General features: G+C 47.7%; 25 protein-coding genes. 16 read left to right on the forward strand and 9 right to left on the reverse strand.

The genetic code is table 11. The features are described 5' to 3' along the window. Positions 1–82: 82 nt before the first annotated feature. Complete coding sequence (locus ACQE26_RS05415; RefSeq protein ID WP_060963958.1) at positions 83–943, forward strand: glycosyltransferase family 8 protein; 861 nt, start codon at positions 83–85, stop codon at positions 941–943. Positions 944–996: 53 nt separating this feature from the next. On the opposite strand, the gene ACQE26_RS05420 is transcribed toward ACQE26_RS05415, so the two are convergent. Further along, on the reverse strand, positions 997–2,745 hold the full coding sequence (locus ACQE26_RS05420) for a S8 family peptidase (RefSeq protein ID WP_500470892.1): 1,749 nt from the start codon (positions 2,743–2,745) through the stop codon (positions 997–999). A 162-nt stretch (positions 2,746–2,907) separates the two neighbouring features. Here ACQE26_RS05420 and celB point away from each other — a divergent pair, with 162 nt between their 5' ends. Next, entirely contained in the window at positions 2,908–4,242 is a 1,335-nt protein-coding gene (celB, locus tag ACQE26_RS05425) for a PTS cellobiose transporter subunit IIC (RefSeq protein ID WP_500470893.1), read from the forward strand. Positions 4,243–4,269: 27 nt separating this feature from the next. On the opposite strand, the gene glxA is transcribed toward celB, so the two are convergent. Further along, entirely contained in the window at positions 4,270–4,653 is a 384-nt protein-coding gene (gene glxA, locus ACQE26_RS05430; protein WP_032875731.1) for a glyoxalase GlxA, read from the reverse strand. 85 nt (positions 4,654–4,738) lie between these two features. On the opposite strand from glxA, the gene ACQE26_RS05435 reads away from it, so the two are divergent. Next, entirely contained in the window at positions 4,739–5,926 is a 1,188-nt protein-coding gene (locus tag ACQE26_RS05435) for a class I SAM-dependent rRNA methyltransferase (protein ID WP_500470895.1), read from the forward strand. Positions 5,927–5,966: 40 nt separating this feature from the next. Here the strand turns inward: ACQE26_RS05435 and ACQE26_RS05440 are convergent, their stop codons facing one another. The 3 genes from ACQE26_RS05440 to ACQE26_RS05450 all read right to left on the reverse strand — a co-directional run bounded on the left by ACQE26_RS05440 (position 5,967) and on the right by ACQE26_RS05450 (position 7,335). Continuing rightward, positions 5,967–6,161 (reverse strand): YwbE family protein, encoded by a 195-nt coding sequence (locus ACQE26_RS05440; RefSeq protein WP_060963961.1) that lies wholly within the window; start codon positions 6,159–6,161, stop codon positions 5,967–5,969. 125 nt (positions 6,162–6,286) lie between these two features. Next, positions 6,287–6,967: a CidB/LrgB family autolysis modulator gene (locus ACQE26_RS05445; protein WP_012118753.1), complete on the reverse strand. Its 681-nt coding sequence runs from the start codon at positions 6,965–6,967 to the stop codon at positions 6,287–6,289. Continuing rightward, positions 6,949–7,335 (reverse strand): CidA/LrgA family holin-like protein, encoded by a 387-nt coding sequence (locus ACQE26_RS05450; RefSeq protein ID WP_007407725.1) that lies wholly within the window; start codon positions 7,333–7,335, stop codon positions 6,949–6,951. The genes ACQE26_RS05445 and ACQE26_RS05450 overlap by 19 nt, the downstream gene beginning before the upstream one ends. A 106-nt stretch (positions 7,336–7,441) precedes the next feature. On the opposite strand from ACQE26_RS05450, the gene cidR reads away from it, so the two are divergent. The 7 genes from cidR to ACQE26_RS05485 all read left to right on the forward strand — a co-directional run bounded on the left by cidR (position 7,442) and on the right by ACQE26_RS05485 (position 14,529). Beyond that, positions 7,442–8,350, forward strand: a complete 909-nt coding sequence (cidR, locus tag ACQE26_RS05455; protein ID WP_045925509.1) for a cidABC operon transcriptional activator CidR — start codon at positions 7,442–7,444, stop codon at positions 8,348–8,350. 2 nt (positions 8,351–8,352) lie between these two features. Further along, positions 8,353–9,171: a hydroxyethylthiazole kinase gene (gene thiM, locus ACQE26_RS05460; RefSeq protein ID WP_438420908.1), complete on the forward strand. Its 819-nt coding sequence runs from the start codon at positions 8,353–8,355 to the stop codon at positions 9,169–9,171. Beyond that, entirely contained in the window at positions 9,168–9,836 is a 669-nt protein-coding gene (thiE, locus tag ACQE26_RS05465; protein WP_500470898.1) for a thiamine phosphate synthase, read from the forward strand. Before thiM ends, thiE begins: the two co-directional genes overlap by 4 nt. Positions 9,837–9,970: 134 nt before the next feature. Continuing rightward, the gene (gene efeU, locus ACQE26_RS05470) at positions 9,971–11,419 is read left to right on the forward strand and encodes a ferrous ion permease EfeU (protein ID WP_500470900.1); all 1,449 of its coding nucleotides are present in this window, start codon (positions 9,971–9,973) and stop codon (positions 11,417–11,419) included. Next, the gene (gene efeO, locus ACQE26_RS05475) at positions 11,416–12,567 is read left to right on the forward strand and encodes an iron uptake system protein EfeO (RefSeq protein ID WP_500470901.1); all 1,152 of its coding nucleotides are present in this window, start codon (positions 11,416–11,418) and stop codon (positions 12,565–12,567) included. Before efeU ends, efeO begins: the two co-directional genes overlap by 4 nt. 18 nt (positions 12,568–12,585) lie before the next feature. Beyond that, a complete protein-coding gene (gene efeB, locus ACQE26_RS05480; RefSeq protein ID WP_500470902.1) occupies positions 12,586–13,842 on the forward strand; it encodes an iron uptake transporter deferrochelatase/peroxidase subunit in 1,257 nt (418 codons plus the stop codon). 84 nt (positions 13,843–13,926) lie between these two features. Next, on the forward strand, positions 13,927–14,529 hold the full coding sequence (locus ACQE26_RS05485) for a DsbA family oxidoreductase (RefSeq protein ID WP_438420904.1): 603 nt from the start codon (positions 13,927–13,929) through the stop codon (positions 14,527–14,529). A 22-nt stretch (positions 14,530–14,551) separates the two neighbouring features. On the opposite strand, the gene ACQE26_RS05490 is transcribed toward ACQE26_RS05485, so the two are convergent. The 3 genes from ACQE26_RS05490 to ACQE26_RS05500 all read right to left on the reverse strand — a co-directional run bounded on the left by ACQE26_RS05490 (position 14,552) and on the right by ACQE26_RS05500 (position 16,260). Further along, positions 14,552–15,226: a glycosyltransferase family protein gene (locus ACQE26_RS05490; protein ID WP_500470903.1), complete on the reverse strand. Its 675-nt coding sequence runs from the start codon at positions 15,224–15,226 to the stop codon at positions 14,552–14,554. Then, positions 15,226–15,906 (reverse strand): class I SAM-dependent methyltransferase, encoded by a 681-nt coding sequence (locus tag ACQE26_RS05495; RefSeq protein WP_095241153.1) that lies wholly within the window; start codon positions 15,904–15,906, stop codon positions 15,226–15,228. Before ACQE26_RS05495 ends, ACQE26_RS05490 begins: the two co-directional genes overlap by 1 nt. 192 nt (positions 15,907–16,098) lie before the next feature. After that, entirely contained in the window at positions 16,099–16,260 is a 162-nt protein-coding gene (locus tag ACQE26_RS05500; RefSeq protein ID WP_060963969.1) for an anti-repressor SinI family protein, read from the reverse strand. Between the two features lie 335 nt (positions 16,261–16,595). Between ACQE26_RS05500 and ACQE26_RS05505 the strand changes: the two genes are divergently transcribed. The 4 genes from ACQE26_RS05505 to galT all read left to right on the forward strand — a co-directional run bounded on the left by ACQE26_RS05505 (position 16,596) and on the right by galT (position 20,452). Further along, entirely contained in the window at positions 16,596–17,231 is a 636-nt protein-coding gene (locus ACQE26_RS05505; RefSeq protein ID WP_438420901.1) for a TetR/AcrR family transcriptional regulator, read from the forward strand. A gap of 67 nt (positions 17,232–17,298) precedes the next feature. After that, positions 17,299–17,685, forward strand: a complete 387-nt coding sequence (locus ACQE26_RS05510; protein ID WP_032864817.1) for a GtrA family protein — start codon at positions 17,299–17,301, stop codon at positions 17,683–17,685. Between the two features lie 51 nt (positions 17,686–17,736). Continuing rightward, positions 17,737–18,921 carry a galactokinase gene (locus tag ACQE26_RS05515; protein WP_060963971.1) on the forward strand — a complete coding sequence of 395 codons (1,185 nt, stop codon included), beginning with the start codon at positions 17,737–17,739 and terminating at the stop codon, positions 18,919–18,921. Beyond that, on the forward strand, positions 18,911–20,452 hold the full coding sequence (gene galT / locus ACQE26_RS05520) for a UDP-glucose--hexose-1-phosphate uridylyltransferase (protein WP_500470904.1): 1,542 nt from the start codon (positions 18,911–18,913) through the stop codon (positions 20,450–20,452). The genes ACQE26_RS05515 and galT overlap by 11 nt, the downstream gene beginning before the upstream one ends. Positions 20,453–20,469: 17 nt before the next feature. Here the strand turns inward: galT and ACQE26_RS05525 are convergent, their stop codons facing one another. Continuing rightward, the gene (locus ACQE26_RS05525) at positions 20,470–20,715 is read right to left on the reverse strand and encodes a GlsB/YeaQ/YmgE family stress response membrane protein (RefSeq protein WP_014419187.1); all 246 of its coding nucleotides are present in this window, start codon (positions 20,713–20,715) and stop codon (positions 20,470–20,472) included. A gap of 502 nt (positions 20,716–21,217) precedes the next feature. On the opposite strand from ACQE26_RS05525, the gene qoxA reads away from it, so the two are divergent. Both qoxA and qoxB read left to right on the forward strand, forming a co-directional pair. Further along, the gene (gene qoxA / locus ACQE26_RS05530) at positions 21,218–22,183 is read left to right on the forward strand and encodes a cytochrome aa3 quinol oxidase subunit II (protein WP_095241275.1); all 966 of its coding nucleotides are present in this window, start codon (positions 21,218–21,220) and stop codon (positions 22,181–22,183) included. 27 nt (positions 22,184–22,210) lie between these two features. Next, positions 22,211–24,160: a cytochrome aa3 quinol oxidase subunit I gene (gene qoxB / locus ACQE26_RS05535; protein ID WP_500470905.1), complete on the forward strand. Its 1,950-nt coding sequence runs from the start codon at positions 22,211–22,213 to the stop codon at positions 24,158–24,160. Positions 24,161–24,166: the final 6 nt, after the last annotated feature.

Genomic DNA, 24,166 nt, shown 5'->3' on the forward strand with positions numbered 1-24,166 from the left:
GCAGAAAAAATGTGTAAGATCGAGGTTTACTTTTGAAAAAAAGGGAAAGAAAATGATACAACAAAAAGGGAGATGAATATCAGTGGGAAAGAATGAAACAATGCATATCGTATCATGTGCCGATGATCATTATGCTCGTCATTTGGGTGGGATGTTCGCTTCTTTATTGATGAATATGGATAAAACAAGGAATGCCAAATTATATGTGATCGACGGCGGAATTACTGCTGAAAATAAGGACAAGCTTGAACAGACTGCGATGTCATTCGGAACGCCGCTTGAATTTTTAGAAGTGGATGCTGACCAATACAAACATGCGGTCGAAAGCAGCCACATTACAAAAGCGGCTTATTACCGCATTTCCATTCCTGATTTAATTAAGGATGAGTCCGTAAAGCGGATGATTTACATTGATTGCGATGCAATTGTGATGGAAGATATTTCGGTTTTATGGGATTTGGATATTTCCCCGGCAATAGTTGCGGCAGTAGAAGATGCCGGACAGCATGAAAGACTGAAAAAAATGAATATCAGCGACACGGCCAAGTATTTCAATTCCGGCATTATGATTATAGATTTTGAACCTTGGAGAAAACAGAATATTTCCAAAAAAGTGATTGATTTTATCAATGAAAACAGTTCGGAGGATTTTCTCGTGTTTCATGATCAGGACGCGCTTAACGCGGTCTTATATGATCAATGGTATGAACTGCATCCGCGCTGGAATGCACAGACGCATATTATCATGAATGAGAAAACGCCTCCTGAACTGATCGACCGTATACGTTACAGAGAAACACGGGCCGAACCGGCCATCGTCCATTTCTGCGGCGGAGACAAGCCTTGGAATACAGGCACCGCGCACCCGTACCGTGATCATTATTTCCGATATATGTCCTTTACGAAATGGAACACGGTCGATCGCCCGGCCATGAACCAATAGGCAGATGGAAGAAAAACGCTTATGAAGCCATGATGCGGCTCATAAGCGTTTTTTTAATGTTTCACCTGAATTGCGCGCACGCGTTTTTGCAGGCTGGTCTTTTCGGCAGACGGCTTCAGCCGGCTGACCGCCGTTTGTGCCGCTGATTTTGCCTTTTTCGTTTTGGTTTTTTCGGCCGTTTTCACTTTGTCTCTTGCCTGCTTCCGGTGGAGTTTCTCTTTTATCCGGTCAAGCCGTTTTTCCAGAGTGGTTTTTTCTTTTCCCGGCTGAAGCTCGCTCACTGCTTTTTTGGCTTTTGCGGCGTTGGCCTCAGAGGTCTTTTTTTCGGCCTGTCTGACGCTGGCCCCAGCAGTTTTCAAAAGGCCTGAATTGACAGCGTCAAGCCGCTTTTGCAGCCCTTTTTTCTCTGATCCGGCCGGTAATTTCCGGATGGCGCTTTGTGCCGCATTAACGGCGGTTTTTTTCTTTTGTTTTTCGGCAGTCCGGACTTTGCCTTTGGCGTCCGCCACATTTCTTGCTGTCTGAACTTTATTGATTCGGGACTCGAGGGCGGTTTTTCCCTTTGACTTGGAAAGCTTGCTGACGGCCGTTTTTGCTTGATTGATATCTGCCTGCTTTTTCGTTTTTTCCGCTTTTATTACGGCCCGTTCGGCAAAGCTCTTTTGCTTTGCGTGATATTGCACCAGCCCGTACCCGAATTGGCTGTCACGTCCGGGAGCGCCCAGATCTTTAATGTTTTGCTGCATCTGCTGTCGGAGCTGTGTATTTGTTTCTTCCGGATATTTTTGCTTGAGCAGCGCGAACATTCCGGTGACGTGCGGCGCGGCTTGAGATGTGCCGTCAGCCACAGCGTACATTTGATTCAGGTATGTGCTCGTAATATTGGTGCCGGGTGCGGCAAATTCAATTTGTTTTCCGGTCGTGGAAAAAGCCGCAAGCCCGTTTTTTTCGGTTGACGCTGAGACTGCCGTTACGCTGCTGTAGGCGCCCGGATAATTGACGGGTTTTTTGTTGCCGTCGTTTCCTGCGGCGGCTACGATGACAATTCCTTTTTTGTATGCTTTGTCGACGGCGTCGTGAAGAATTTTGCTGTCTGCGTTAGTTCCGAGACTCATATTGATGATGTCCATTTTGTTGGCGATGGACCAGTCGATCGCTTTAAGAAGGCTTTTGAGATCTCCCGCGCCTTTTCTGTCCAATGCTTTAACTGCATATAACCGGACATCCGGCGCGATGCCGTCAATGCCGTATCCGTCATGTTTGGCGGCAATGATGCCGGCGACATGCGTACCGTGCCCGTTGTCATCCTTGTATGAAGATGTATAGCTGACTGCGGAATAGCCTCCCGCAATGGAAAGGTCATCATGAGGGTAAATGCCGCTGTCAATGACAGCCACTTTCACCTTTTTTCCCGTCAAGCCTTCTTTCCAGGCCTGCTTGACCTGAGTGGGCTCTATATCCCATTGCGGCAGGGTGTAACTGCCGCTTGAGGCCGCTGTTAACGGGTGTATATCAGAACCGCCTGCTGCCTGAAAGGATACATTGTCTTCAACATATAAAATGTCAGGATCATGTTTCAGGTCTTTCACCGTTTCCGAATCAGCCGACACGGCGACTGCGGGAAGATGCTGATAGGTCTGTTCCACATCCGCTCCGCTGTCTATGGCGGATTCCTTGCCGTTATTATTTTTGTAGACCACGATAACGTCCCGGTCCTGCGTCTCGGCGTGAGCGGGTGCCGCGGCGGAGAACAGGGTGACGCACAAGGCCGCGGCGATGATCGGTTTTAGGATGTGATGCATTGCGATTCCCCCTTTTTCTTTATATATCGGCAGTGCGGAATTCTTTTTTTCCTGAGGGATAAGGAAAATTTCTGTATGCAAATGTAAGCGTTTCCAAAATATGATGGAGAAAATGCTTTAAGACATCTGCGCAATGAACTCAAAAAGGGGGTTTTTTGATAAATGAGTACGTTTAATCGGGTCATGGAAGAAAAAATCATGCCTGTCGCCGGAAAAGTCGCCGGCCAAAGGCACTTAAGGGCTTTGCGGGACGGCATTATTTTGACTATGCCGCTTATTATCATCGGATCGGTTTTTCTGATTCTGACGAGTCTCCCGATTCCCGGTTATGCCGATTTTATGGCGGGTCTTTTCGGTGAACAATGGGTTGAAAAGCTCGGGTATCCCGTGAATGCGTCCTTTGACATTATGGCGCTTGTCGCCGCCTTCGGGATTGCTTACCGGCTCGCAGAAAGCTATGAGGTGGATGCCCTGTCGTCGGGTGCCATTGCCCTTGCCGCCTTTTTATTGGCGACACCGTATCAGATTCCGTTTATCCCTGACGGCTCGTCAACAGAGATTATGGTGGGGGGCGGCATTCCGATTTCGCTGCTCGGAAGCAAAGGCCTGTTTGTCGCGATGATCATAGCAATGCTGTCTACGGAAGTGTACCGGTTTATCGTACAAAGAAATATCGTCATTAAGATGCCTGACGGAGTGCCGCCTGCGGTCAGCAAATCGTTTGTTGCGCTTATCCCCGGATTCATTATTATTACGCTCGTATGGCTGGCCCGTCTGTTTATTGAAATGACTCCTTTTAAAAGCCTCCACAATGTCGTAGGCGACCTGCTGGGCACTCCGCTGTCTATTTTAGGCGGGAGTCTCGGCGGAAGCCTTGTCGCCGAATTCGTGCAAATGCTCCTTTGGTCGTGCGGCATACATGGCGCTTCCATTATCGGCGGGGTCATGTCACCGATCTGGTACGGAGCGATGGACGTCAACCGTTTGGCTTTTCAAGCGGGAGAAGCGCTGCCGAACATTTTTACCACACAGTTCTTTCAAATATGGATCAATGTCGGCGGAAGCGGCGCAACGCTGGCCCTTGTGCTGACCATGCTTGTGCGCTCCAGAAGCAAACAGATGAAACAGCTCGGCCGACTCGGCATCGGACCCGCGATCTTTAACATTAACGAGCCGATTATTTTCGGGATGCCGCTTGTCATGAATCCGCTGTTAATCGTGCCTTTTATCATCGCACCGCTCTTGACCATTACGGCGACGTACATCGGGATGAGCACGGGAATGGTGGCAAAACCGGCGGGAATCGCCGTGCCGTGGACGATGCCGCCGCTGATTTCCGGTTATCTGGCGACGGGCGGGAAAATCTCCGGTTCGGTTATGCAGCTGATCAACCTCCTGATTACATTTATCATTTATTATCCGTTTTTCAGAATGTGGGATCTTCAAAAATGGAGAGAGGAACGGGCAGCGGAACAAAACGTCACAGAAGAAATATAAAAAAACGGGCGCTTCTGCCCGTTTTTTTTAACGCTGGAAAAATTCGATCCATTCGCCGTCCGGTCCTTCAATGTAAAAGTAGCGGTACCCGTTCGGAAGCGTCGTGATTTCTTCATCGATAAATACGGCGCCCTGACGCTTCGCATGCGTGAATTCCGCCGCGATATCTTCAGTTAATAAAGCGATATGATGCACTTTTCCTTCTGCGGGAAGCTCGCTGCTGTAGCCTTGAATCAGCTCAATCTCCGTCTCAGGCCCTTCCTGAAAGCCGAGAAAGGCAAGTTCAATAATGCCGTTCGTATGAGTGATACGATCCTTTAACTGCATACCGAGAACGTCTTGGTAAAAAGCAATGGATGTTTCAATATCTTTGACCATAATGCCTGTATGGTCGATTCTTTTGGCTGTCATGGTTTTTCCCCCTGTTTTGAATTTTTCGGGACAATGCATGTTTTATGGTACGATAAGAGAAAGCAAAACGAAAGAGGAATGCACAATGAAGCTACTTACAGTGAAAGATACATTTGCCGGAAAGCTGAAAAAAGGATTCCCCCTGATTGAAAAAGACGCTCTGTCCGGAAGCTCGGCTCACTTAACAGAGGGCGATCTTTTTGATGTAACATCTGAGAAGGGCGAATTTATCGGGAAAGGCTATTACGGTTTGCAGAATAAAGGAGTCGGCTGGGTGCTGTCCCGTGCGAGAGACGAACAAATCGACGGACGTTTTTTTCTGGGCAAGCTGAAAAAAGCGGCTGAAGCAAGAGCCCATCTGTTTAAGGCACCGGATACGACGGCGTTCCGTCTGTTCAACGGTGAAGGCGACGGCATCGGCGGCGTCACGATTGATGTCTATGACGGTTATCTGCTGATTCAGTGGTACAGCAAAGGCATTTACGCATATAAGGACAGTTTGATTGAGGCGATTGACGGCCTGGAGCTTTCTTATAAGGCGATCTACGAAAAGAAACGGTTTGATACCGCCGGACAATACGTGGAAGACGACGACTTTGTCAAAGGCGAAAGAGGAGACTTTCCAATCATTGTCCAAGAAAACGGCATACAGTACGCGGTGGATTTAAACGACGGGGCGATGACGGGCATTTTCTTAGACCAGCGTCATGTACGCAAAGCGATTCGGGACAAGTATGCAAACGGCAGACGGGTGCTGAACACATTCTCTTATACGGGGGCATTTTCGGTTGCGGCGGCGCTTGGAGGAGCTGAGAAAACGACCAGTGTCGATGTCGCCAACCGCAGCCTTGCAAAAACGATTGAACAGTTCAGCGCCAACGGAATTGATTACGAAGCACATGATATTAAAGTCATGGATGTTTTCAAATACTTCGGCTATGCGGAGAAAAAAGGGCTGGCGTTTGACCTCATCATCCTTGACCCGCCTTCTTTCGCCCGTACAAAAAAACGGACGTTCAGCGCGGCGAAAGATTATAAAAACCTGCTGAAGGAAACGATCGCCATCACCGCAAAAAACGGCATTATCGTTGCATCGACAAACAGCAGCGCCTTCAATATGAAGAAATTTAAAGGCTTTATAGAGACCGCCTTCAAAGAAACAAACGAGCGTTACGACATTTTGGAAGAATATACGCTTCCGGAAGATTTCAAAACGATTCCCGCGTTTAAAGAAGGGGACTATTTAAAGGTTGTTTTCTTACGGAAAAAATAAACAAAAAAAGCCGGGCATGCATGCAGCCCCGGCTTTTTTTCTATTCAATAATCTGCTGGACCCGGCCGATTTGCCCGTCTTCCAGGCGAACCTTAATGCCGCGCGGGTGGAAGCTTGAGTTCGTCAAAATATCTTTCACGATTCCTCTTGTCAGCTTTCCTGAACGCTGATCGGCTTTCAAGACGATATCGACTTCAAGCCCTTTTCTGATGCTATTTCGCTGCTGGCCGTTCATATGACACATCCGTTCTTCAGTCTTTTCACTTCATGTCTTATCATATCGTGTTTTCGTCTTTTTATGAAGGACAGACTGATTGATCTCCGGCAAATAAAAAAGACCGCTCTGTCAGGAGCAGTCTTTTATGACATAAACGAAAGCAAAATCGGAGCCGCGCACAGCGTCATAATCGCGGCGAGAATCATGGACACGCTTGAGATCGTACCTGATACGGAGCTGAGCTCAAATGCTTTAGATGTTCCCGCTCCGTGCGCGCTTGTTCCGAGCAGCACGCCCCGGGCAATTTCGTTATCAATGCGGAAATAGCGGATGACCATCGGCCCGATGATCGTTCCGAGTAAAGCCGTTAAAATGACGAAAACCGCTGTAACGGCCGGCATCCCGCCGATCATTTCTGAAACGTTCATGGCAATCGGCGTCGTCACTGATCGCGGCACGAGACTGTCGACTAAGCTGCTGCCGAGATGGAACCATTTCGCGATAAACGCCGTTGACAGAATAGCGATACATGAACCGACCGCTACGTTCAAAATAATTTCCACGGCGTATTTCTTTAAAATTGGGAAATATTTATAAAGCGGGATAGCGAACGCCACTGTTGCCGGCTGAAGCATATCGGTCAGCAGTCCGCCGCCGAGATTGTATGTCTGATACGGGACATTGACAAGAAGCAGCAGTACGACCAAAACAGCGGGCGTAATCAGAAGCGGCGACGTATACACCCGCGGAAAACGAATGTAGAGTTTTTTCGCGCCCAAATACACTAAGACAGTTAAGAATAAACTTATGATTCCGATGAACACGTTTGTTTTTTCTCCTTTCTTTTTGCTATCAGCTGTGTAAGCGTACCTGTTGAAACCATCACGACAAATGTGCTGATGACGACGACAAGTAAAATGCTTACACCGAATTTAGACATAATATCTCCGTATTCAATCACTCCGACGGCAGACGGGATGAAAAACAACAGCAGCTCACCGAGGAGCCATGCTGCGCCAAGCTCGATCCATTCAAGCTTGATAATCTTGAAATGCAATAATGTGAAAAGAATCACAATCCCGATTATACTGCCGGGAATATTTATATGAAGAGCCGCCGTGACCCAATTGATCAGACGCGCAAATATAAACAGCAGAGCGATTTGAATAACGGTAAGCAACAATTTTTTCATAATGATGCCTCCCTTATATTTATATTGTACATAAGGTTTTGCTATAGGTAAAATATATATAAAGAATAATATGTATTCCTTTTGTCTATAGAAAGGATGAGATGAAATGGACATCCGGCACTTAACGTACTTCTTGGAAGTGGCCCGTTTGAAAAGTTTTACGAAGGCTTCGCAGTCACTGTATGTTTCACAGCCGACAATTTCAAAAATGATTAAAAATCTGGAGACGGAGCTCGGCATCAAGCTGTTTTACCGTAATGGCCGGCAGGTTGAACTGACTGACGCCGGACAAAGCATGTATGTGCAGGCACAGGAAATCACAAAGTCATTCCAAAACCTGACATCAGAGCTGAATGATATTATGGAGGTAAAGAAAGGGCACGTCCGCATCGGATTGCCGCCGATGATCGGGTCGGGCTTTTTCCCAAGAGTGCTCGGTGACTTCCGCGTCACATATCCCGATGTGACGTTTCAGCTCGTAGAGGACGGCTCTATTAAAGTGCAGCAAGGTGTGGAGGACGGCTCGCTTGATATCGGGGTCGTCGTGCTTCCCGCGAATGAAGAGATTTTTCATACGTTTACAATCGTAAAGGAAACCCTCATGCTCGTCGTCCATCCGTCACATCGGCTCGCGGACGAGAAAGAATGCAGTCTTCACGAATTGAAAGAAGAGCCGTTCATCTTTTTCAGGGAGGATTTTGTCCTTCACAATCGAATTATGACGGAATGTGTGAAAGCCGGGTTCAGGCCGCACGTCATTTATGAAACGTCACAGTGGGATTTTATCAGCGAAATGGTATCGGCCAATCTCGGCATCGGCCTGCTGCCGGAAAGAATCTGCCGCGGCCTTGATCCTGAGAAAGTCAAAACCATTCCGCTCGTTCACCCGGTCATTCCGTGGCATTTAGCCATCATTTGGCGGAAGGACCGCTACATGTCCTTTGCCGCCAGAGCCTGGCTGGAACATACAAAATCGTATTTGTGGAATCCGAAAAAGAGAAAAAAGGATGATTAAGCATGGATGCACAAACGGCAGCTCAACACTTGAGTAAAGTGCGGGAGCAATGCCCGCTCGTTCACAGTATTACCAATAACGTTGTCACGAACTTCACCGCTAACGGCCTGCTCGCGCTCGGCGCATCGCCCGTTATGGCTTATGCAATTGAGGAGGCCGCCGACATGGCGAAAATCGCCGGAGCGCTCGTCCTGAACATAGGCACCCTCAGTCCGGCATCGGTTGAAGCTATGATCGCCGCGGGAAAATCAGCCAACGAAAACGGCGTTCCGGTCATTTTTGATCCGGTAGGCGCCGGCGCCACGCCGTTTCGGACGGCATCAGCCCGCAAAATCATACAGGAAGTCCGCTTGTCCGTCATTCGCGGAAATGCCGCGGAAATCGCCAATATTGCCGGCGCATCCGATTGGAAGATAAAAGGCGTGGATGCCGGGGAAGGCGGAGGAGACGCGCTTCAGCTCGCCAAGACGGCTGCAAGCAGGCTGAAAACGGTCATTGCGATTACCGGAAAAACTGACATCATCTCTGACGGCACCGACACATACGCCGTTCATAACGGTGATAAACTGCTGACGAAGGTGACGGGGGCGGGATGCCTGCTGACGTCTGTAATCGGAGCCTTCTGCGCAGCGGGCCAGGATATTCTGCAAGCGGCCGTTTCAGCCGTTTCTGTATACGGAAGCGCCGCTCAGCTTGCTGCTTTAGACACGTCTCACAAGGGCCCGGGCAGCTTCCAGATTGAGCTTTTAAACAAGCTGGCAAGCATTTCAGAACAAGAGGCGGCCGAGCTTGCTGCAATTGAAAGGATGACAGAAAAATGACGCGTATTTCTCGGGAAATGATGAAGGATATGTTATCGGTTTATTTTATTATGGGATCAAATAATACTGATGCAGACCCCGTGTCTGTAGTGAAAAAAGCCATAGAGGGCGGCGCTACGCTTTTTCAATTTCGGGAAAAGGGGACCGGTTCTTTAACAGGAGAGGAACGTGTCCTGTTTGCAAAGCAGGTGCAGGATGTCTGCAGACAGGCCGGCATTCCTTTCATCATTAATGATGATGTTGAATTGGCCTTGCGCCTTAAGGCGGACGGAGTGCATATCGGCCAGGATGACGCAGACGCTGCAGAAACGAGAGCGGCAATCGGTGATATGATTCTCGGTGTATCAGCGCATAATGTCTCCGAGGTGAAGCGGGCGGAAGCTGCCGGAGCTGATTACGTCGGAATGGGCCCGGTCTATCCGACCGAAACGAAAAAAGATGCTGAAGCTGTGCAGGGCGTTACATTGATTGAAGAAGTGCGGCTTCAGGGCATCACCATACCGATTGTGGGAATCGGCGGCATTACGGCGGCGAATGCGGCGCCCGTCATTAAAGCGGGAGCTGACGGCGTCAGCATGATCAGCGCCATCAGCCAAGCCGATGATCCAAAAGAGGCGGCGCGCAGATTTTTTGAAGAAATTCAGCGTTCCAAAGCAAAAAGCTGACATGTTTCTGTCAGAAGGGCTGTCCGGGGAGGACGGCCTTTTTCTGTATGCGCAACTTTTTATTGACAAAGGCCGAGATCGGACTATGATTATGATATATAATGATAATCATTTTCAACTACAGGAGGTGCATGATGGCACGGAAGCTTGCTTTCATGTTATTCAGCCTGCTCGTCATAGTCAGTTCTTCTGCCGTGGCGAAAGGCGCTGATCCCATCGCTTCACTTATCAGCCTGAATCAGCAAATGATTCAATCTGCAAAGGACGGAAACCTGCAATCCGCCGAAAAAACATTTTCACAATTCAAAACAGTATGGAAAAAGGAAGAGCCTGCTATTAAAAAAGAAAATCTATCTTCCTATTCAAAAATGAACTCCAATATCGCAATGATTTCACTTTCTTTGCTTAATAAAGACACAAAAAAGGTACAGGCGGAGCTTTCTGAGCTTGGGTCCCATTTAGAAACCTACCGGCAGGCCGTCACATTAAAAGGCGCAGCCGGCGGGAGCTCAAGACTTACACTCTCAGCCTATATTCAAAGCTTAAAAGAGACGAAACAGCTGATCAAAAGCAGCCAAACCGCTGAAGCCCAAGCAAAAATCGATCAGCTTGTCACGAATTGGCTGGCTGTCGAAGGAGACGTCGTGTCCCAATCCAAAACGGCCTACACAACCTCAGAAGAGAATCTGGCGCTCATGAAGGCGGAAGCCGAAAACCGCCCGGATCAGGCCGTTAAACATATTGACGAAATGATTCAGCTCCTTGAGCCGATTGCGTCAAGCAGCTACAGCTGGCTGGACGCCGCTCTTATCCCGATAAGGGAGGGAATGGAGGCGCTTCTTGTGATCGGCGCGCTGTTGACGATGACGAAAAAAGCCCGGGTCACCCGTTCATCCGCTTGGATCTGGGGCGGAGCGTCACTCGGCATGCTCGTCTCTCTCGGGGCGGGAGTCGGCGTCACACTGCTGTTTTCCTCAAACATTTTCGGAGAAAACAATTTTCTGCTCGGCGGCGTGACCGGCATTCTGTCTGCCGTGATGCTCCTGTTTGTCGGCGTCTGGCTCCACCGCAACGCTTCAATGGATAAATGGCGGGAAAAAATCAACACACAAAAATCGCAGGCGCTTAAAAAAGGAAGTCTGCTGTCCTTCGCGCTGATCGCCTTTTTGGCGGTCGTCAGAGAAGGGCTTGAAACGGTAATCTTTTTTATCGGCCTCGTCGGCAAGCTGCCGCTTACCGAATTAATAGGAGGAACCGCAGCGGGATTGCTGATCCTTGCGGCAGCGGGTTTTCTCATGATTAAGCTCGGAATGCGGATTCCGTTAAAGCCGTTCTTTCTGCTGTCCATGGCCGTCGTTTTGTATATGTGCGTGAAATTTCTCGGTACGGGCATCCACAGCCTGCAGCTGGCGGATATTCTCCCGTCTGACGCTGAAAGCTGGCTTCCGTCGGTATCGTTTCTCGGCATCTATCCGTCGGTTTTCAGCACCATTCCGCAGCTGTTCATCATTGGCTTTTTAGCCGCAGCACTCATCATGGAAGCCGTAAAATTAAAATCGAATAGAAGGGAAGTTGCAAAATGAAACAGATCCGGAAAGCGGCTTTATCAGCCGGCTTACTCCTCGCTCTGTGCTCGGGCTGCGGCGCTCAGCAGTCAGCGTCTGACAAAGGAGCCGAAAAAACCAGTGTAAAACAGGACATCAAAACATCAGTGGACAAAATGGAGGATATTCTGACCAAACTGAATGAATCCGTTAAAAAACAAGACCGGAAAGGCATTCAGCAAAAAGGAAAAGAACTGAACAGCTACTGGCTCTCATTTGAAAATAAAATCCGCGGAGATTATCCGTTTGAATACACGGATATCGAAAAGCACCTGCAGCCGATTTATACAGAAGCACAAAAAGATAAGCCTGATACAGAGAAGATTAAATCGGAATCTATATCGCTGACAGCCTCGCTGGAGGAGCTGACGGGCGCTGGAAAAAGCAGCAAAAAGGCCGGTGACCAGCTCAAGAAAGCAGCTGGTGATTATAAAATATATGTCAAAGAACAGAGCGATCAGCTTGTAAAATCGACCGAAGCGTTCACAGACGCCGTCAAGGCGGGGAACATCAATCAAGCGAAACAACTTTATCCGAAGGCGCGCGTCTATTATGAGCGAATTGAACCGATTGCCGAAAGCCTCGGCACGCTTGATCCGAAAATCGATGCCAGAGAAAATGATGTGGAAGAAGGCGGCAAATGGACGGGCTTCCACAAGCTTGAAAAAGCGCTCTGGAAGGACAATCAGATTTCTGGCGAAAAAGAAACGGCCTCCGTCCTGTTAAAGGATGTGAAGGAGCTTGACGGTTCTGTCGATTCTCTCAAACTGACGCCTGAACAAATCGTCGCCGGCGCCATGGAGCTTCTGAATGAAGCGGGCATCTCAAAAATCACGGGTGAAGAAGAACGTTACTCCCGGATTGATTTAACAGATCTGGCCGCCAACGTCGAAGGCTCAAAAGCTGTCTATGAAACAGTGAAAAGCGCGCTTGTGAAAGATCATTCCGGCGTCACCGAAAAACTTGATACGGAATTCAGTGAATTTGAAGTTTTGATGTCGAAATACAAAACAGGCGATCATTCGTATACGTCTTATGATAAATTAAGTAAAGATCAAATCAGAGAGATAAGCACGAAGCTGACGGCCCTTTCTGAAACCATGTCGAAGATTGCCGATGTGCTTTAAAAGGAGTTATGACACAGCATGAGCGATGAACAAAACAAGGAAAAACAGATCCACAGACGGGATGTCCTGAAGTGGGGCGCCGTAGCGGGCGCCGCCGTCGCTGTGGGAGCGAGCGGCCTCGGAGGACTCGCTCCGCTCTTCAAACCGGCGGCCACCGCTTCAAAGAAGAGTGAAGGAAAAAGTGATAATGATCAAATCGTTCCTTTTTACGGGAAGCACCAAGCGGGGATCACAACGGCGCATCAGACGTATGTGTATTTTGCGGCGCTTGATGTCAAGTCAAGCAACAAAGCTGATGTCATCTCCCTCTTTAGAAATTGGACCAGTCTGACGCAGCTGCTGACCTCAGGCTCCGCTTTGTCAGGCGAGCAAAAAAATAAATATATGCCTCCGCAGGATACCGGGGAGTCGCAGGATCTGGCACCGGCGAATTTAACTGTTACCTTCGGCTTCGGCGCCGGATTTTTTGAAAAAGACGGGAAGGACCGCTTTGGGCTGAAGGATAAAAAACCGAAGCACCTCGCTGAAATTCCGCCGATGCCAAACGACAAGCTCGATCAGAAACAAGGCGGCGGTGATATCGTCATTCAGGTCTGTGCGGATAATGAACAAACGGCGTTCCACGCGGTGCGCAATCTGATTAAACAGGCTGTCGGCGTGTGTGAAGTCCGTTTTCTCAATAAAGGTTTCTTAAGCGGCGGGAAAAACGGCGAAACCCCGCGCAACCTTTTCGGATTCAAAGACGGCACCGGCAACCAAAGCACAAAGGATGAAAATCTGATGAATTCAATCGTTTGGGTTCAATCAGGGGAGCCTGACTGGATGACGGGCGGCACGTACATGGCGTTTAGGAAAATTAAAATGTTTTTAGAAATATGGGACCGTTCATCCTTGAAGGAACAGGAGGACACGTTTGGGCGGGTGAAAAGCTCGGGCGCTCCTTTCGGACAAAAAAAGGAGACTGATCCCGTCAAGCTGAATCAAATTCCCGCCGACTCGCATGTCAGCGTGGCGAAATCAACCGGCAGACAGATTCTGCGGCGGGCGTTTTCTTATACGGACGGAATCGACCCGAAGACGGGCTATGTTGACGCAGGCCTGCTGTTTATCAGCTTTCAAAAAGACCCGGACCGCCAATTTGTCCCGATGCTGAAAGCTTTGGCGGCAAAGGATGCGCTGAATGAATACACACAAACGATCGGCTCTTCTTTATTCGCCTGTCCCGGAGGCTGTAAAAAAGGAGAATATATCGCCCAGAAGCTGCTGGAATCGTGACACCTTCCATATGGAAGGTGTTTTTAAAAAATACTTGTAACTATTTTTGTTACAACATAAAATAAAAAGGAAAGGAGACATACAATGACACTGCAGATTAAAGTATATACTGATTATGTATGTCCGTTTTGCTTTGTCGGCAAAGCGGCGTTTGAAGAAGCAATCAAGGACAAGGACGTACAGGTGGAATGGATGCCGTTTGAATTGCGTCCGAGCCCCTCACCGAAACTTGATCCGGTAAATGATCCCGCCAAGCGGCAGATGTGGAAAAATTCAATTGAACCGATGGCGCGGTCTTTAGGCGTTGAGATGACATTCCCCCGCGTATCACCGCATCCCTACACGGATTTGGCGTTTGAAGGTTTTCATTTTGCGAAGGAACATGGGAAAGGAAGCGAATACCATACACGCGTTTTTCAGGCATTCTTTCAGGAAGAACAAAATATCGGTGACATTGACGTGCTGACAAAGCTCGCGGAAGAAGCCGGACTTGACGGCGTCGCGTTCAAAGAGGCGCTTGAGACAAGAGCGTACAGGGACATGCAGCGGGAAGCGCTCCGCCATGCCTATGAGGAAGCCGGCATTACGGCAGTTCCGACGTTTATCATCGGCGATGAAAGAATCCCGGGCGTTGCGGGAAAGGAAACTTTTGAACAAATCATTGAACGGGAATTGAATAAACGTTAATCCGTAAAAAGCCCTCTTTGCATCAGCAAGAGGGCTTTCCCATATAGTGTTGGACAAATATTTGTCTGTCCGCTTCATACGCCGCGGCGTCAAAGGAGTCACCGCAAAAATGAAGGCACCAAGGGTCTTTCTGGCAGGCGACGCCGACTTGATAGCCGTGTTTTTGAAATTCGAGCGACTGTGATGTGTCGTAAAAATGAAAGCCCCGAAACAAATCCTCCCGCCACTCCACATCATATTGAGCGGCCATTAACAATCCGTCAATGGCGTCAGCGGGCATAAACAGTCCGTCTTCATCACCGTTCTCGAATTCAAGCGGATGGCAAGCATTCCCGCGGTATTCAATCACTTTCCCCATCCGGTGCCCGCTTTCCCACCAAATGCCGTTCGGCGGAAGCGTTTTGCAGCCCGCGACACCGAGAAGACCGAGCTCACGATGAGATTGAAAGATATGAAGCATGTCTCGCAGGAAATGCTGATGAATGATAAATGTATCCTGATGCAGATAAATTTTATATTTGGAAGGGTGTTTCAGCGCTTTGTTGTAGGAGGAGGCCATGCTTTCTGAATCGTATATCGGCATGATATCAACGGAATGTGAAGGGGGAACGGTAAGCTTCAGAATATGGTTTTTGCATCGGGAGTAGAGCGACTCATCATTCACGCAAATGACAAACAGAAATGAATGTGCATCCATTACATGCTCCTCTCGGCCTCAATCACGTATTGATAGGCCGATGCTTCTGTCAGAAAATCATGTCTTATGCCAAGCTGTACGCATACTTCGTGCAATGAGGCGATGGCCCGGTGATAAGAGGGATGATCAACGCGGATCGCCTCAATGCGTTTCACCTCATAGCCTGCCGCTTTAAATAATGAAAGGGTTTCTTCCCGGGTAAAAAAACGCAGGTGGGTCTGATCCATTAACCCGGCGTCCCTGTAAGTCCATTTGCCGGCTAAAAGCTCCAGCACCACTGAGATGTGGCCGACATTCGGTATGCATGCAAGCACCGTGCCGTCTTTTTTTACATACGGGCGAAGCTTTTTCAGCACAGACCACGGGTCGACAAGATGCTCCAGAACGTCTCCGAACAGCATACAATCGAATTGTTCTGATTCGTACGGAAGAATGGCGGATTCAATGTCGCCGCAAAGCACATGGCTCAATTTACTTTCCGCCTTTTTTGCTGCTTCGGGAAACGCTTCAATGCCGTAAACCGTTATTCCGCGGTCTTCAATCGCCGCGCCTAAATTGCCCGTGCCGCAGCCGACATCGAGCACTGTCCGCCAGTTTTTGTCTATTTTGTTTAATAAATAAGGATTCAGGCCTTCGTAGTAGCTCTGTTGTTTTTCATCATAATAGGGATTCGTATCCATCCGTGTATCACCTCATAAATGGGCATAATACACAAGATATGCAGCGGGGGGATCTCATATCACCATGTTTGGCTGTTCAGGTAGCGGAATGGGGCGGGAATGGTTGTCCGTTCACGGTTTTGTACTCTGATTCCCCTCTTAAGATGGCAGTGTTCCTTTGAAAACTCGGGTGAAAGGATCCGCCTGTAAATCTTACTGCTGGCGGATGGTGTTTTTCATTGATGTTTTTTTCTTCACCGCTTTCTCAGTATTTAAGAATCGCCTTACATCGTCAATGTGCAAACCCATGATTCTAGCTTCTTGAATTAACAATTGCCAATCTTGATCTATATTCTTCATTACATGAGTTTTCATAAGAACCTCCAATTGAAAAAATGATTTGCCCAGCTACAGCAGCCAATGTGTAACAAATATCACACATAGTTGGCCGGTAATCCCAAATTGAAGATGAATTCACCTACCTATTCCCTAAAAAAATGACTGAAATAACCAAAATCCTTCAAGAATTCTTACATATAATAATAAACAAATAAATACTGACTGGATAGTATGTAAATAAAAATAAATCATATGACCTATTAATATTTACCCTTTGATCGTCGACTAGCATATTCTTTTTGTATAAAAAATACCGCAAAAGAATGATTCGGTGTAAGATAAAGTGAATGATCAAACAGCTGGGGTAAAAAATGAAAAAAAACAAATTTCAAATTAAGAGAGAAGAAACATTTGAAAGTTTTATTGACGCAGGCCTTCATCTCCTGATTGACAGAGCTTACGATTCAGTCTCAATCGATGACATCAGTAAAGCGGCGGGTTTCAGCAAAGGTGCGTTTTACGTTCATTTTGAAAGCAAAGAAGATTTTCTGAAGCATTTGTTAGACAGGCGTCAGATTAAAAAAAGGATCATCACGGGCTATCTCGACGAAATAGAAAAGCAAACAGCGCGGCCGTTGACGCTTTGTGAAGCCGCGGCAAGCACAGCAAGCCTGTTGATGCGGTTTGTAAACAGCAAGCCTGCCTGGAATGTGGTGTCTTTTGCCGTTCATATGCCTACTTACAAAGTCGTCAGTGAATATGAAGCGTATATCCGCCTGTATAAGTTATGGATAGAAGAAAGCGCCATGTACATAAATTGGCTCAAATCGAGAAATTTAATAGAAGACCATATAGATACCGAGCATACCGCTAAAATAATGTGCGCGCTCATCGACGGGATGATCAAGCAATCCAATGTGCTGGGAAGGCCCGTTACGTTCCGCAGCATGTTTGACGCGCTCTATGTTTTTGTCAGCGGCAGAAAATCAGGGGAACGTTCTTCTTGATTTGACAAAAGGTTTAGAAAAGTTTTTCAGAAAGCGAGGAACTGCCATGCGTTACAGAGAAATTATGATGTATATCATTATGGGTGTGTTCACGACGATCGTGAACATCGTCAGTTTTTACATTCTGACGGCGGTATTTGAGATGGATTACAAGGCGGCGACCGTCGCCGCTTGGGTTCTGTCCGTTCTATTTGCATATGTCACGAATAAACTGTATGTATTTCAGCAAAAAACTGCGGGGATGCGGAGTCTGATGAAAGAATTGACTGCCTTTTTCAGCGTGCGGGTTTTGTCTCTCGGCATAGATCTCGCGATGATGATTCTTTTGGTCAGTCAATTTCACATGAATGAAACGTTGGCGAAAATCGCCGATAACGTCATCATCGTAGTCGTCAACTATGCTGCCAGCAAGTGGATTGTTTTCAGAAAAGCGAAAGAAGGGGGCGTGTCATAACGGTTTCTTTCCGCGCCCGGGGGGAAAGAGTAACGGTGAAAGGGGATGCGTATGAAACACAAAATAAAGAAAGCGTTTGCTGATGTATTCGGGGAATCGGAAGGCCTGCGTCTTTTCTTTGCGCCCGGCAGAGTGAATCTCATCGGGGAGCATACGGATTATAACGGGGGCTGCGTCTTTCCGTGCGCGCTGACGATCGGTACATATGCAGCCGTCAGAGAAAGAGGGGACAGGCTCGTCAGAATGTACTCTCACAATTTTAAGGAAGCAGGCATAAAAGAATGCAGTCTCGATGATATCCGCTATCAGAAAGAGGACGGGTGGGCCAATTATCCGAAAGGGGTCATGGCGGAATGCCTCCGCAGCGGTTTTTCCCTTCCGCACGGCTTCGATATTGTATTCTGGGGAAATATCCCGAACGGCGCAGGGCTGTCATCATCAGCTTCTATTGAACTTGTCACGGCGGTCATTCTCAAGGAATGTCATGAGCTTGATGCAGATATGCCCGATTTGGTGAAACTGGCTCAAGCGGCGGAAAATTCCTTTATCGGCGTCAGCTGCGGCATTATGGATCAATTCGCCGTCGGGATGGGAAAGAAACATCATGCGATCCTGCTGAATTGCGGAACGCTCGCCTTTGAATATATTAGACTCGGGGTGTCGGGACTGTCGATCGTGATTGCGAATACCAATAAAAAACGGACGCTTGCAGACTCAGGCTATAATACGAGGCTCAAGGAGTGCCGGGAAGCGCTTTATGATCTGCAGAAGCACCTTTCCATTCAGTCGCTGGGGGAGCTGTCTCCCTCCGCTTTTGATTCCCATGCGGAGCTGATTCAGAATGAAGTGAACAGACGCCGGGCGAAACACGCCGTCTATGAAAATCACCGCACCAAAAAGGCGGCCGGCATGTTCAGTAACAATCAGCTTCATCATATCGGTGAATTAATGAGGGATTCGCATCTCTCGTTACGCGATGATTACGAGGTGACAAGTTTTGAGCTGGACACACTGGCTGAAGCGGCATGGCGCCACGAGGGGGTTGTCGGGTCAAGGATGACGGGAGCCGGTTTCGGAGGCTGTACGGTCAGTATCGTCAAGGATGATGCGGTTTCAGATTTTATTGAAACGGCAGGCGCCCGCTATGAGGAACAGACCGGGGGAAAGGCTGATTTTTACACGGCGGACATCGGAGCCGGAGCGAGAGAACTAAGGGGGGATGACGATGGCGATTGAGCGGCATGTGGAACGTTTAATTCGGTACGGACTGCAAAAAGAGCTGATTTCCTTTCTTGATATTGAATATACAAGAAACCGTTTATATGAAACTTTGCATATCACCCATCCGGCGCCATCAGCACGGACGGAAAATGAATCAGAGGCATCTCTGCCGGACATATTGGCCCCGATTTACGAATGGGCGGCAAAGGCGGGCCGGATTGCAGCCGATACAGACACATATCGCGATCTGCTGAGTGCGAAGATCATGGGCTGCTTTGCCCCGCAGCCGTCTGAGATTGTCCGGCGCTTTGAAGAAACAAAGGCGGTGCACGGGCCGGAGCAGGCGACAAAGGCATTTTACCGATTTTCAGAGGATGTATATTATATCCGTTCGGACAGAATTCAGCGGAATATCGGGTGGACGGCTGAGACGGCTTACGGAAAGCTGGATATCACGATCAACCTTTCAAAACCTGAAAAAGATCCGAAAGCAATTGCCGCCGCCAAAGAGCAGCCTCAATCCGAGTATCCGAGATGTGTTCTCTGTAAAGAAAACGTCGGGTACGAAGGGAGGCCGGATCACCCCGCACGTCAAAACCTTCGCGTCATTCCGGTGATTCTCGGCGAGGAGCAGTGGTTTCTGCAATTTTCTCCGTATGTGTATTACCGGGAGCATTGCATCGTATTGAAAGACCGGCACGAACCGATGAAGATCAGCAAAAAAACGTTCGACAGGCTGCTGGCGTTCGTCAGCCAGTACCCTCATTATTTTCTCGGTTCCAATGCTGATTTGCCGATTGTCGGCGGCAGTATTTTAAGCCACGATCATTTTCAGGGCGGCGATCATGAATTTCCCATGGCGCAGGCGGAGACAGAAAGCCGGTACAGGCTGCCTGATTATCCGAAGACGAAGATGGGCATTGTGAAGTGGCCGATGTCGGTCATCCGTCTGCAAAGCGAGAGCGCATCTGAGCTATCTGACGCGGCGGACACCATCCTGCGGGCATGGCGCGGCTATACCGATGAAGCGGCGGATATCCTCGCTTATTCAGGGGAAACACCGCACAATACAATTACGCCGATAGCCCGGCGGAGAAACGATTTATTCGAATTAGATCTCGTCCTCAGAAATAACCGCATCTCTGATGAACATCCGCTGGGAATTTTTCATCCCCATCAGGAAGTTCATCATCTGAAAAAAGAAAATATCGGACTGATTGAGGTGATGGGGCTGGCAATTCTGCCGGGGCGTCTTGAACAAGAGATGAAACGCACGGCTGAAGCGCTGTGTTCACCGGACCCGGATGCGGCCTTGACGGCCGATCCTTCTGCGGCCAAGCATAAAGATTGGGCGCTCGGCGTGCTGCATAAGCGGAAGGTAACGAAAGAAAACGCGGAACAGATTCTAAAAGAAGAAATCGGCCATGTCTTTGCGCGGATATTGGAGCATGCCGGCGTCTTTAAACAGACAGAAGAAGGCAGAGCGGCTTTCCGGCGGTTTATCGGCCATTTGCACGCTCTGCCTGAAAAAAGCCTCATCCCTTAAGGGACGAGGCTTTTTTTTTATCCTCTGCTTCTGGCGATCAGGCTGAACAAGAATACCACGATCGCCGCTCCGATGATTGCCGGAATGATGGCAAAGCCGGCAAGGTGAGGGCCCCATGTGCCGAGCAGGCCGTGCCCTATCCATGCGCCGATCAGACCTGCGATCATTGACCCGATAATCCCCCCGGGCATACTACCTTTTACAAATAAACTTCCGATCCAGCCGATAATAATGGCAACAATCAGAGATACGATAAAACTCATAAATATCACTTCCTATTTTTTATTATTTATGCCTATATGATTCCTTCGTTTTGTCTATATTAAACATATGAATGTGTTTTTTATAATGAACATATCAAGGCGCGTTCCGGTCTTTTTTTTCCCTATGCGTTGCGTTAAAATGGTAACCGTGTGAAAAGGTGAGAGCAAAGGGAAAAATATTTTCTTTATGGAATGGTTAACAAAATGAAACTTTTTGTTGACCCGCGTTTTTTATTGTGGTAAACCTTTATTTGGTATTATTCATTCTCACTATCTTTTTTCTCTATATATGCTAAATGATCTAAAACTTTTTATGTTTGATTTACGCAAGTGAAAAAAGTTCATGCATTTTTTGACGATTTTGTGACATTAGGGCGAAAAAAAGATGAACTTTAGAAAAAAATAAAGCTAATAAGGGCAGATTTTGATAGCATAACAAGGTAGATAGAGAAAAGATTTTGAGAAAGTACATTTCAGATTCACTACATCAATAGGAAGGATGGTGATCTTCTTGTTCAGAGCATTTAAACCGTTACTTTTATTAGCGATGTTGGCTGTTGTTTTCGTACTGGGCGGATGCAGCGACATTTCCGTGTTAGATCCGAAAGGACCTGTAGCAGACCAGCAAAAAGATCTGATTCTCTTGTCAATCGGATTTATGCTGTTCATTGTCGGCGTCGTATTCGTACTATTTACAATCATTTTAGTGAAATACCGCGACCGCAAAGGCAAAGACAGCGGAAATTACAAGCCTGAGATGCACGGCAACACGTTCTTAGAAGTAGTCTGGACAGTGATCCCAATTTTAATTGTCATTGCACTTTCTGTGCCTACCGTACAGACGATATATTCGTTAGAAAAAGCGCCTGAAGCGACTAAGGATAAAGAACCGCTTGTCGTTTATGCTACTTCGGTAGACTGGAAATGGGTATTCAGCTACCCTGAGCAGGATATTGAGACGGTAAATTACCTGAACATTCCTGTAGACCGTCCGGTATTATTTAAAATTTCTTCAGCCGATTCAATGGCGTCGCTATGGATTCCTCAGCTTGGGGGACAAAAATACGCGATGGCGGGAATGCTGATGGATCAATACTTACAGGCTGACAAAGTGGGAACATATGAAGGCCGCAACGCGAACTTCACCGGCGAACACTTTGCCGACCAGAAATTCAACGTAAAAGCCGTTACGCAAAAAGACTTTAACAGCTGGGTGAAAAAAGCCCAAAGCAATTCTCCAAAGCTGACGAAAGAGAAGTATGACGAACTGATGCTTCCGGAGAATGTCGGTAAATTAACGTTCTCTTCTACACACTTAAAATACGTTGACCACGGCCAAGACGCCGAATATGCGATGGAGGCGCGCAAACGCCTTGGCTACAAAGCCGTATCACCGCACTCTAAAACAGATCCGTGGGAAAATGTAAAGAAAAACGAATTTAAAGTATCCGACGATAAACAAGATTGAAATTGAACAAGAAAGGAGGAAGCCCGAATGAAATTGAGATGGGATGAATTTTTTGTAACAGGTGACCCATTAATTCTGGGCGCACAAGTTTCCATTGCGCTTTCCACTATTGCTATCATCGTTGTACTCACATACTTCAAAAAGTGGAAATGGCTCTGGTCTGAATGGCTTACGTCTGTAGACCATAAGAAACTTGGAATCATGTACATTATCTCTGCTGTTATCATGCTGTTCCGCGGCGGGGTAGACGGCTTGATGATGCGTGCCCAGTTAGCGCTTCCTAATAACAATTTTTTAGACTCAAACCACTATAATGAGATCTTTACGACTCACGGTACGATCATGATTATCTTCATGGCGATGCCGTTTTTAATCGGTCTGATCAACGTTGTCGTACCTTTGCAGATCGGTGCGCGCGACGTAGCATTCCCGTACTTGAACAACCTGAGTTTCTGGACGTTCTTCGTAGGTGCGATGCTATTCAATATTTCTTTCGTTATCGGGGGTTCTCCGAACGCAGGCTGGACGAGTTACATGCCGCTGGCAAGCAACGACATGAGCCCTGGACCTGGTGAGAACTTCTACCTGCTCGGTCTTCAGATTGCCGGTATCGGTACGCTGATGACGGGTATCAACTTTATGGTGACAATCCTGAAAATGCGTACGAAAGGCATGACGCTGATGCGTATGCCGATGTTCACATGGACGACGCTGATTACAATGGTTATTATCGTATTCGCCTTCCCTGTTCTGACAGTGGCATTGGCGCTCTTATCATTTGACCGTTTGTTCGGCGCTCACTTCTTCACGCTGGAAGCCGGCGGTATGCCGATGCTTTGGGCTAACTTATTCTGGATTTGGGGACACCCTGAAGTTTACATTGTTATCTTACCGGCATTCGGTATTTTCTCTGAAATTATTTCAGCTTTTGCAAGAAAGCAGTTATTCGGTTACAAAGCGATGGTCGGCTCTATTATCGCCATTTCCGTCCTGAGTTTCCTTGTATGGACTCACCACTTCTTCACAATGGGGAACAGTGCGTCTGTTAACTCTTTCTTCTCGATTACAACGATGGCGATTTCGGTTCCGACCGGGGTTAAAATCTTTAACTGGCTCTTTACGATGTATAAAGGCCGAATCAGTTTTACAACACCGATGCTGTGGGCGCTTGCGTTCATCCCGAACTTCGTTGTCGGCGGGGTAACAGGGGTTATGCTCGCGATGGCTGCAGCGGATTATCAATACCATAATACGTACTTCCTTGTATCTCACTTCCACTATGTGCTGATCGCGGGTACGGTATTTGCGTGTTTCGCAGGATTTATTTTCTGGTATCCGAAAATGTTCGGCCACAAGCTGAACGAAAGAATCGGAAAATGGTTCTTCTGGATCTTTATGATCGGATTTAATGTATGTTTCTTCCCTCAATACTTCCTGGGGCTGCAAGGTATGCCTCGCCGTATTTACACTTACGGACCGAATGACGGATGGACTGCATTAAACTTTATTTCAACTGTCGGAGCCTTCATGATGGGTGTCGGATTCTTAATCCTTTGCTACAACATCTACTACAGCTTCCGCTACTCTACTCGCGAGATCAGCGGAGATTCATGGGGCGTGGGACGTACGCTTGAGTGGGCGACTTCATCTGCGATTCCGCCGCACTACAACTTTGCGGTGCTTCCTGAAGTGAAATCTCAAGATGCGTACCTGCAATTGAAAGAAGACAAAATGGATATTCATCCGGAAAGCAAATTCAAGAAAATCCATATGCCGCACAACTCCGGCAGACCGCTTATTATGTCAGTCGCGTTCGGTTTTGCAGGCTTCGGACTTGTATTTGAATGGTTCTGGATGGGCATTGTCGGCTTGATCGGCATTCTGCTTTGCATGGTGCTTCGTTCATTTGAATATGACAACGGCTACTATATACCTGTTGAGGAAATAAAAGAGACGGAAAGAAAGATTTCCGAATAAAGGAGG

This window comes from Bacillus sp. 5RYD7K (assembly GCF_059831465.1).